This window comes from Brucella sp. TWI559 (genome assembly GCF_039674265.1).
Classification (GTDB): Bacteria; Pseudomonadota; Alphaproteobacteria; order Rhizobiales; family Rhizobiaceae; genus Brucella; species Brucella chromiisoli.
This window is the reverse complement of record NZ_JBDJNE010000005.1, coordinates 206587-216414: the sequence shown is the minus strand read 5'-3', so window position 1 is coordinate 216414 and position 9828 is coordinate 206587. Positions and strand designations below refer to the sequence as shown.

Genomic DNA, 9828 nt, shown 5'->3' with positions numbered 1-9828 from the left:
AAACGCCGCTTGAACCACCAGGCCAAAGCGGCTTAAATCAACCCCCAAACCGAGCCGGAAACTCCAATCTTCAAAAGCACAAATAGTCTCAAATCATTCGACGACGGACAGGGAAAGCCTTACGCGGACAAGATCAATATCATGATCATGGGGGATGCCTCTGCACGTGATGTGGCTTTCCGCAATAAGGAGATTGATGTCGCGGTTCTTGGGCCTGCACAATATACCGCCTATCTTGCAGATCCCGAGCTTGCGAAGAACATGGTGGAAGTCGCGGAAGTTTACACGCGTGCTGTTGGTTTTAACCCGGATTTTAAGCCGTTTCAGGACAAGCGTGTTCGTCAGGCGATCAATTATGCCATCGACAGTGATCTGATCATCAAGCGTCTTGTGAAAGACAAGGCATATCGTGCGGTCGGCTGGCTGCCAAATTCTTCACCTGCTTTCGATAAGGATGCGAAGCCTTATCCCTATGATCCTGAAAAGGCGAAGGCGCTGCTTGCCGAAGCTGGTTACCCGGATGGCTTTGAGTTTGAATTGACCGCGACGCAGAATGAAAGCTGGGGCCTGACGATTGTTCAGGCCATCATTCCGATGCTGGATAAGGTTGGGATCAAGGTGAAGGCAAAGCCGGTTGAGGCCTCTGTTCTCGCCGATGTGGTTCCAGCGGGCAATTTTCAGGCTTATATGTGGTCGCTGGAAAGTGGACCTGATGCGCTGACTGCGATGCAATGCTTCTATTCAACGACGCCGCAATCTGCTTGCAACTATCAGAAATTTGCCAATGCGGACTTCGACAAGCTGGTCGATGAGGCCAAGCTGGCTAAAACCGAAGAAGAAAAAAACGAGATTCTGAAGAAGGCCAACAATCTGTTGCAGGAGGAAGCGCCGGTTTGGTTCTTCAACTATAACAAGGCTGTCATGGCGCATCAGCCATGGCTGCATGGTCTTCAGCCGAACTCGGCAGAGCTCGCGGTTCAGTCCTATGAAAAGCTCTGGGTTGACGACACGGTTCCATCGGGGCGTTAAATCGAGCCTATCTGGATCGGCTCGCCTTTTGGGGGCGGGCTGGTTTCTCTTCGATCTGAAAAGAGGACTGTGTGCTCTATTTTATTGTCCGCCGCGTCTTGCAGATGATACCGACGGTCATTGCTGTATCCCTGCTGATCTTTATCATTTTTAGCGTGGTCCCCGGTAGTATTGCCTCGGGACTGATTGCGAATGGCAAGGGCATGAGCGATCCCAAAATAGTCGAAAAGATCACGCAGGAGTTTGGCCTCGACAAGCCTGTTCATGTCCGGTTCGGCAATTATATGGTGCAGCTTGCGCAGTTCGATCTTGGCATTTCCTACAGATCAAGGCAGCCCGTCATCTCGCTTATTCACGAGCGTATGGGGCCGACGCTGAAGCTCGCATTTGCAGCCATGGCTTTTGCGATCCTTGTTGGTGTGCCGCTTGGTTTTCTGGCAGCCCTCCGGCCCGGCAGTATTCTGGATAGCGTTACCATGATTGGTGCAGTATCCGGTCTTTCGTTGCCGCAATTCTGGCTTGGTCTGCTTCTGATGTATTTCTTTGCGCTGACGCTTGGCTGGTTACCGAGTTTTGGCTATGGCGATGGCGGTATAAGGCATGTGATCCTGCCTGCACTCACCTTGGGCGTTGCGCCACTTGCCCTTCTGGCGAGAACCACGCGCGCAGCCGTTCTTGAAGTGATGGGTGCTGATTTTATCCGCACCGCGCGCTCCAAAGGCATGAGCAGCTTCCGCCTTGTCAAATGGCATGTCATGCGCAACGCGCTGGTGCTCATTATAACGACGATCGGATTGCAGTTTGGCTCGATGATGGGGCAGGCTGTTGTGGTGGAAAAACTTTTTTCATGGCCGGGGCTTGGCTCCTTGCTGATCGACAGCGTGTCGATGCGTGATATTCCGGTCGTGCAAGGCGCCATTCTTGTGATCGTATTGTGGTTTCTGATCATCAATACGATTGTTGATATTCTCTATGCGGTCATTGATCCGCGTATAAGCCACGAGTAGGCCGATGAAATTGCGTTTCAATCTCGTCTTTGGCGGCCTCATCTGCGCTATCATGGTGACGGGCGCGGTTTTTGCGCCATGGATCGCGCCTTATCATCCAGTGATGGATGCGGATCTCATGAATGCCGAGCTGCCGCCGGACGCCCAGTTCTGGTTTGGGACCGATGCGCAGGGGCGTGATGTGTTTTCTCGCCTGCTTTATGGCGCGCAGGTCTCCCTGACTGTTGGTGTTGTATCGCAGTGTATCAATACGGTCATCGGCCTTAGCCTTGGTATTTCGGCAGGTTATTTCGGCGGCTGGTGGGACGATCTTGTCAGTGGCCTCACCAATCTGATGCTGGCAATCCCTTCGTTAATCTTTGCGCTTGCGATCATGGCCGTGCTTGGGCCCGGCTTGCCAAGCCTGTTGCTTGCGCTGGGCCTGACGAACTGGTCGTGGACCTGCCGTATTGCGCGAAGTTCGACATTGTCTCTTAAAAAGCAGGGCTATATTCAGGCGGCTAAAATGCTTGGTTATAGTGATGTGCGCATCATGATCACACAGATTGTACCCAATATGATTGGGCCAATCCTTGTCATTGGTACGCTTGGCATGGGGGACGCTATTCTTGCGGAAGCAGCGCTTTCTTATCTTGGGCTTGGCATCAGTCCGCCAGAGCCGAGCTGGGGCAATATGCTCACCGATGCGCGGGAACTGATTGTCAATGCGCCTTGGGCAGCCGTCTTTCCCGGGCTGGCAATCTTTTTCACCGTGCTTGGGCTTAATCTTTTCGGTGATGGTCTGCGAGATTGGCTCGATCCGCATATGAGGACGCGCAAGGTATGAGCGAGCACGCACTTCTTGAGGTGGAAAACCTGCGCATCGACATTGCTTCGGGTGCAACACAGCACAATGTGGTCGAAGATGTGTCTTTTACAATTGGCGCTGGCGAAACATTCGGTTTGGTCGGCGAGTCTGGCTGTGGCAAGAGCATAACCGCGCTGTCGATGATTGGGTTGCTGCGTAAACCGCTCTCGGTGACAGGGGGGGAAATCCGTTTCAAAGGGCAGGATTTACGCGCAATGTCATCGCGTGACATGCGCAAATTGCGCGGCAATCGCATCGCCATGATTTTTCAGGAGCCGATGACAGCACTCAATCCTGTCTCACCCGTGGGTCGACAGATTGCGGAGATGTTCGTGCTGCACGCGGGCGCAACATGGCATGAAGCAGAGCGTAAGGCTGTTGAGGCGCTGGCAAATGTGCAGGTGCCTGCACCTGATCAGCGTGTGAAGAACTATCCGCATCAGATGTCTGGCGGTATGCGACAACGCGTGATGATAGCCATTGCCCTTGCCTGTAACCCAGATTTGCTGATTGCAGATGAGCCCACCACGGCCCTTGATGTCACAGTACAGGCGGAAATCCTGCGTCTCATGCAGGAGCTTTGCACAGCGCGCGGAACGTCTGTGCTGATGATCAGCCATGATCTGGGTGTGATTGCCAAAATGTGCCGCCGGGTCGGCGTTATGTATGCCGGGCATCTGGTCGAGGAGAGAGCGACGGCAAGCCTTTTTCAGCATCCATCGCATCCTTATGCGCAGGGCCTTCTGGCCTCCCTTCCTCTGCTTGGCTCCCGTCAAAAACAAGGGCAGCGCCCCTTGCAGGAAATTGCCGGCGTGGTGCCGTCGATTTCTGCCTTTCCTGCGGGGTGCAGGTTTGAACCGCGCTGCACGCGTGCAACGGATATTTGTCGGGCTGAAAAGCCGGGATGGACGCCTTTGCAGGATGCAGGCTTGGTGAGGTGTTTCCATCATGAATGAGATGCGTTCAACTCAGCCCATGGAGCCGCTTGTTCGCATAGACGATCTCTGTGTTCGATTTCCGGTGAGTGGCGGCATTTTCAGCCGTTCAAAGCAGTTGCTGCATGCAGTCAATCATATGAGCCTCGAGCTGATTAAAGGTGAGTGCCTGTCGATTGTTGGTGAATCCGGTTGCGGTAAATCCACGCTTGCGCTCTCAATCGTCGGATTGCAAAAACCCACGAGCGGAGAGATTTATTTCGAGGGCAGGCCAATTACAGGCGTAAACGAGCCGTCGCGGCTAGAGCGTGCAAAAATGGCGCAGATGGTTTTTCAGGACCCGTTTGCTTCGCTCAATCCTCGCCAGACAGTTTATACGTCGCTTGCGGCACCGTTAAAACTTCATGGTGTAAAATCACGCTCCGAAATAGACGGTCGCGTGGAGGAAATTTTACGTCTTGTCGGCTTAAAACCGGAGCAAGCCAAGCGCTTTCCGCATGAATTCTCCGGGGGGCAGCGTCAGCGTATCGGGATCGCACGCGCATTGTTGCTCAATCCCAAGGTTATTGTTCTCGATGAACCAGTGTCTGCACTTGACGTTTCCATCCGCGCGCAGATCATCAATCTGCTGCTGGAACTCAAAGAGCGGTTGGAGCTGTCCTATATCATGATCAGCCATGATCTAAGCGTCGTTGAACATATGAGCGACCGCGTGGCTGTGATGTATTTTGGACAGATTGTCGAAAATGGGCCATGGGACCGGGTATTTTCAAATCCAACGCATCCCTATACGCGTCGCCTGATTTCAGCCATTCCCGATCCAGTGGCCGAACTGACGGGCACGCGTCTCATTGACGATAGAAGTGCCCCTCAAGCACCGCAAGGCTATGCATTTTATCCAACGCGCTTTGGCTCTCATGATGTGCATCAGCCGCCGCCATTGACGCAACTGACTGACATCGGCGGGGGACAGTATGTTCGGGTGATTGAGGCGAACTGAGCAGCCTATTGATGTAAATGTCTGAAAATCAGTTCGCCAATCGGGATGGCTGAGGTTGCCGCAGGCGAGGGCGCATTGCAGACATGCAGCACGCGCTTTGAGCGTAAAAATTTGAAGTCGTGTATTAACGTGCCATCTTTCGAGACAGCCTGCGCACGTATCCCGGCACGATAAGGCACAAGGTCATCAGCGCGAAGCGACGGGCAATATTTGCGGCATTTTTCCAGATAACTGGATTTAAATACGCTGTCCTTCATTTCGTTCAAGCCGGAGCGAAGATGGTTTGAAATGACCTTCCAGAAGCCGGGGAATTTTGCATATGTGGCGATGTCCTCAAGGCTCACCGAGAATTTGTGATAGCCTTCGCGCGACATTCCAAGAACTGCATTTGGCCCCACCGTTAATCTGCCATCCATCATCGGGGTTAGGTGAATGCCGAGAAATGGCATAGATGGATCAGGCACCGGGTAGATCATGCGTTCGACCAGATTGCTAAGTTCCGGCTTTAGCGCGTAATATTCACCACGAAATGGCACGATTTGGAAGTCTACGGCCTTTCCCGAACGTTGTGCGAGGCGGTCTGCCTGTAGTCCGGCGCAGGCAATAACCGAACGGCTTTCCCACACATCCTTATCTGTATGGACACGGACGCTGTCGGAACGCTCTTCGATGCGATCAACCTCAATGTTGAATAGGATGGTGCCACCAGCAGCTCTGATAATATCGCCCATGACCTGAGAGACTGCGCGATAATCAACGATCCCGGTTTGCTCAACGAGCAATGCACCAAGCCCCGTCACAGACGGTTCGATCTCGATTAGCTCCGCATTATTCAATCGACGGCAATTGATGCCGTTCGTCGCAGCATTTGTTTCGAGATTGTCTAAGCGCTGCAATTCGATCTGGTTGGTGGCAACCACCAGCTTTCCGGGTGTGCGGTAGGGAATAGCATTTTCATCGCAAAATTGCTTCGTGATGCGCTCACCTGCGCGGCAAAGCTCGGCTTTCAGACTGCCGGGCTTATAATAAATCCCAGCATGAATAACCCCGCTGTTATGTCCGGTTTGGTGCGCGGCCAGCGTGCTTTCTTTTTCCAACAAAAGAAGGCGAGCATCCGGCTCGCTTTTGACTATTTTCAAAGCGGTCGCCAAGCCGACGATGCCGCCACCTACGATACAATAGTCGAACATGGTTTGCGCTCGATGTTTGATGCCTGATGCAGGATAATCTTGTCACCAGTGATGCCAATGGGCTTTATCACTCATGATGCCGCAATCGGCTGATTAATTGCAACAACAACTCGCGCTTGTTAAAGATACGCACCATTGCAGCGGGCTTTGACGAAGCCGGCCCAGCTTATCGTCTGCAAATCAATTAAACACTGCTCAGCAGAATGCTGGTTTCACTGTTCAGGACGCCTTCGATTGTTCGCACTTCACGCAAAACGCGGTCAAATTCGTGAAGGCTTTCCGCATGTATTTCTGCCACCAGATCCCATGACCCATTGGTCGTGTGCAGCGTGCGTATCTGTGGCAAACCTCTTAAAAGTTTTATGACCTTGGTTGTTGAGCGACCTTGCACTTCGATCAGCATGATCGCGTGCACAACTCCATCGCTGGAATCTTGCCGGACGCGTATGGTGAAGCCCAGCGCTGCACCTGTCTCAAGCAATCGGTCGAGACGCGCCTGCACGGTCCCGCGTGAAACGCCGAGGATTGTCGCCAGCTTCGAGAGTGGTGCACGTCCATCCTCTCTTAAAATGGCAATGAGCTTGTGATCCAGTTCGTCAAAAATATGCATAGCGTTTTTTACATTTTGACTGTGCAAATTGCTATAATTTTTACAATTCACCCAGCACTTTTATAATTTTAACTGACTTTATGCTCTCCTAATCTGCTTCTCAGAGTTCTGATGGAGGTGAGGGTAAGGATGTTCAGCGGATGACAAAAAGTCTGATTATACAGCCGAGGTCCACGTCGACATCGTTTGAGCTGGCGTGGTGTTGAGCCAGAAATGTCAACTGTCTCCTGAAACGCCATATGTTTTAACCCCTTGTTTTCATGCATGTCCCTTGTGGAAACCCGCTAATTTTTCCGCGACATGTTTTAGCAGTGAGAAAAGTCTGAGAATGAGCAGACCCTCTGTCCAGAGTCCGAAATCGGTCGTTATGATCCGGCCGCACCATTTTACGCCCAATGCGCAAACCGCAAAGGACAATGCGTTTCAGTCTATCGACGAGCAACGCTCTGCTGAAGTTCTTGCGAAAGCAGCCTTCGATGAAGTCACAGCCATGGCAGAAGGTTTGGCCGATGCGGGCGTAACGGTGCATTTGTTTGAAGACGAAACCCAAGCGCTGCCGGATTCCGTTTTTCCAAACAACTGGTTTTCGACCCATTCGGGCGGGCATGTTGCCATTTATCCGATGTTTTCGGAAAGCCGCCAGAAAGAACGCCGCCCTGATGTTATCGAAATGCTCAAACGCGACTATCGCGTTCAGGATGTTATCGATTACTCCGGTTTGGAGCGCGATCACTTCTATCTCGAAGGCACCGGCGCCATGGTTCTCGACCATATTGGACGTGTAGCCTATGCAGCCCGTTCCAACCGCACCAATGAAGTGGCGCTCGAGCGTTTCTGTACACATTTCAACTTTGAACCGATGGTGTTCGATGCGGTCGATTCGTCGGGAAGGCCGATTTATCATACCAATGTGCTGATGTGCATTGGTACGGATTACGCGCTGGTGGGTACCGATCTGATCACAGATCCGGTCCGTCGTCAGGACATTGTTGATCGGTTGCAGGAAACCGGTCGCACGCTCATTCATCTCTCTGCTGAGCAGATTGGTGAATTTGCAGGAAATGCCATTGAACTGGAAGGTCGTGATGGCCGGGTTCTGGCGCTTTCTGCACGCGCCTATGCCGCATTGAGCAAGATCCAGATCGAGACAATCGAACAGACCGCGAAGCTGATGCCTTTCGCAGTCCCGACGATCGAACTTGCAGGCGGATCGGTTCGGTGCATGTTGGCTGGCATTCATCTCTCGCGCCGCACAACAAACGGCACACATTTGCTTTACGCAACATCAAGAGCCGGTTAGATAGGCTCCAGCTTAAATAAGGGAAACCTTCAATGTCTTCCAACAGACCTGTTTATGAGTTCAATTCGATCATCGTCCGTGAGCCTTCGCACTCTGTGGTGAATGGTCTTCGCGCGCTGGATAGCGGCAATCCCACCTATGAAGGTGTGAAGGCTGAGCACGATGCCTATATTGCTGCCATGCGTGCTGCAGGCGTCGAGGTCACCATTCTTCCGGCACTCGAAGAATTCCCCGATTCTATTTTTGTTGAAGATCCTGCACTCGTCTTTACTGAAGGTGCAATTTTGCTTCGTCCGGGCGCACTGACCCGTGTTGGCGAAACGGCTAAGATCGAACCGACGCTGCGCAAGATGTTTGATACGGTTGTGGAACTGCCGGAACCGGGCTTTGCCGATGGCGGCGATGTTCTGACGACACAGAAAACTGTGATGATCGGCCTTTCCGCCCGTACCGACAAAGCAGGTGCAGCTGCACTGATCGCCAGCCTTGAAAAGATTGGGCGCAAGGGTGAGGTTGTCTCAACCCCTGAAGGCGTACTTCATTTCAAAACTGATTGCTCACTGGTTGATGAAGAAACCGTTCTTTCCACGAGCCGCCTTGCAAAGTCCGGTGTCTTTTCGGGCCTTCGTCAGTTGATCGTGCCCGAAGGTGAAGAGGCAGCTGCAAATGCATTGCGCGTCAATGACGTGGTGATGGTAGGCTCCGACTTCCCACGCACCATCGAGTTGCTGGAAAAGAGTGGCTATAACGTGGTTCCGCTCAAGACAACGCAAATCGGCAAGATCGACGCCGGCCTTTCGTGCATGTCGCTTCGCTGGTATCGCAAATAATTCTGATGGCTCGGGGGCATTTGCTCCTGGGCCGTTTTCTCTCTGCATTCCCTGTGCCTGCTCTCATCCAAAGGCAGGCCGCTACAAAAATATAAGGAGAACGGGAACATGGTTGGTTTTAAAGGGAAAATTGCAGGTGCGATTGCGCTTGTTGCATTGGCTGGTGGTGCCGCTCAGGCGGAAGGAAAGCTTCGTCTCGGTATGACGCCGGAGCCGTATATGCCTTTCACACAGGTTAATGCGGCAGGAGAGTGGGAAGGGTTGGAGGCAGACCTTTCACGCGCACTTTGCGAGAAGCTCGCAGACAAGTGCGAATTCAAGTCCATGGCATGGGATGGTCTCATTCCTTCGCTGACTGAAAACAAGGTGGACTTCATTATCGGTGCGTTTTCCGTCACAGATGAGCGTCGCAAGGTCGTTGATTTCAGCACGCCTTATTATACGGAAGGTACCGTTGTCGTCGGTGCGAAGTCGGATACAGACACGGTTGGCACGGTTGCTGCAAGCGAAGGTTCAGGCGAAGTTGTCGATCAGGCATCATTGGCTGACAAGATCGTTGGTGTTCAGACATCGAGCGTACAGTCGGCCTATATGACCAAGTATCTGCCGGATGTTTCTTTGAAGAGCTACGACACCGCAGACAATTCGGTTGCTGATCTGGTTGCAGGCCGCGTTGATTATGTTCTCGCACCGGATTTGTTCGTGCAGAACTTCCTCAAAACGCCGCAGGGCGCTGATTACGAAATCAAGCTTGTTGCGCCCAAGAGTGTGGTTTTGGGTGAAGGTGTTGCCTATGCAGTACGTAAAGGCGATACGGCGACGCTTGAAAAAGTCGATGCGGCGCTTGCCGAGCTCGACAAGGACGGCACCCTGAAAGGGCTCGTCGACAAGTGGATTTTCGAACAGAAATAATCCTGATGAGGGGCGAACGCCGGTAGCGGCGTTCGCCCTGCAGCGTCGATCCAAAAAACTGAATTTGTTTTTTGGAAATTGCGATGCGTCGTTTCAAAACTTCGGATTGTTTTCTGCGCTTTGGTCCAAGGGAACAATGCTCTGAATGATTTCCTGTCTGATCGGATG

At 52.5% G+C, this 9828-nt stretch carries 10 protein-coding genes; 8 read left to right on the top strand and 2 right to left on the bottom strand.

Going from position 1 to position 9828, the window contains the following annotated elements; all coding sequences use genetic code 11:
* Positions 1-36: 36 nt before the first annotated feature.
* From ABE530_RS09420 to ABE530_RS09400, 5 genes are all read left to right on the top strand, one after another.
* Positions 37-1029, top strand: coding sequence for an ABC transporter substrate-binding protein (locus ABE530_RS09420; RefSeq protein ID WP_499694361.1), 993 nt, complete (start codon positions 37-39; stop codon positions 1027-1029).
* A gap of 71 nt (positions 1030-1100) precedes the next feature.
* The gene (locus ABE530_RS09415; protein WP_499694356.1) at positions 1101-2036 is read left to right on the top strand and encodes an ABC transporter permease; all 936 of its coding nucleotides are present in this window, start codon (positions 1101-1103) and stop codon (positions 2034-2036) included.
* A gap of 4 nt (positions 2037-2040) precedes the next feature.
* Positions 2041-2862: an ABC transporter permease gene (locus ABE530_RS09410; RefSeq protein ID WP_265983960.1), complete on the top strand. Its 822-nt coding sequence runs from the start codon at positions 2041-2043 to the stop codon at positions 2860-2862.
* Positions 2859-3839: an ABC transporter ATP-binding protein gene (locus tag ABE530_RS09405; protein ID WP_499694355.1), complete on the top strand. Its 981-nt coding sequence runs from the start codon at positions 2859-2861 to the stop codon at positions 3837-3839. Before ABE530_RS09410 ends, ABE530_RS09405 begins: the two co-directional genes overlap by 4 nt.
* Positions 3832-4818: an ATP-binding cassette domain-containing protein gene (locus ABE530_RS09400; protein ID WP_499694354.1), complete on the top strand. Its 987-nt coding sequence runs from the start codon at positions 3832-3834 to the stop codon at positions 4816-4818. Before ABE530_RS09405 ends, ABE530_RS09400 begins: the two co-directional genes overlap by 8 nt.
* Positions 4819-4823: 5 nt before the next feature.
* On the opposite strand, the gene lhgD is transcribed toward ABE530_RS09400, so the two are convergent.
* Together lhgD and ABE530_RS09390 are read right to left on the bottom strand one after the other, a co-directional pair.
* Positions 4824-6008 (bottom strand): L-2-hydroxyglutarate dehydrogenase, encoded by a 1185-nt coding sequence (gene lhgD / locus ABE530_RS09395; protein WP_499694353.1) that lies wholly within the window; start codon positions 6006-6008, stop codon positions 4824-4826.
* A 184-nt stretch (positions 6009-6192) separates the two neighbouring features.
* Positions 6193-6618, bottom strand: a complete 426-nt coding sequence (locus ABE530_RS09390; RefSeq protein WP_265983964.1) for an Lrp/AsnC family transcriptional regulator — start codon at positions 6616-6618, stop codon at positions 6193-6195.
* 328 nt (positions 6619-6946) lie between these two features.
* Between ABE530_RS09390 and ctlX the strand changes: the two genes are divergently transcribed.
* From ctlX to ABE530_RS09375, 3 genes are all read left to right on the top strand, one after another.
* Entirely contained in the window at positions 6947-7918 is a 972-nt protein-coding gene (ctlX, locus tag ABE530_RS09385; protein ID WP_265983965.1) for a citrulline utilization hydrolase CtlX, read from the top strand.
* A 32-nt stretch (positions 7919-7950) separates the two neighbouring features.
* Positions 7951-8748 carry a dimethylarginine dimethylaminohydrolase family protein gene (locus ABE530_RS09380; RefSeq protein WP_265983966.1) on the top strand — a complete coding sequence of 266 codons (798 nt, stop codon included), beginning with the start codon at positions 7951-7953 and terminating at the stop codon, positions 8746-8748.
* Between the two features lie 108 nt (positions 8749-8856).
* Complete coding sequence (locus ABE530_RS09375; RefSeq protein ID WP_499694352.1) at positions 8857-9660, top strand: transporter substrate-binding domain-containing protein; 804 nt, start codon at positions 8857-8859, stop codon at positions 9658-9660.
* The last annotated feature ends 168 nt before the right edge of the window (positions 9661-9828 follow it).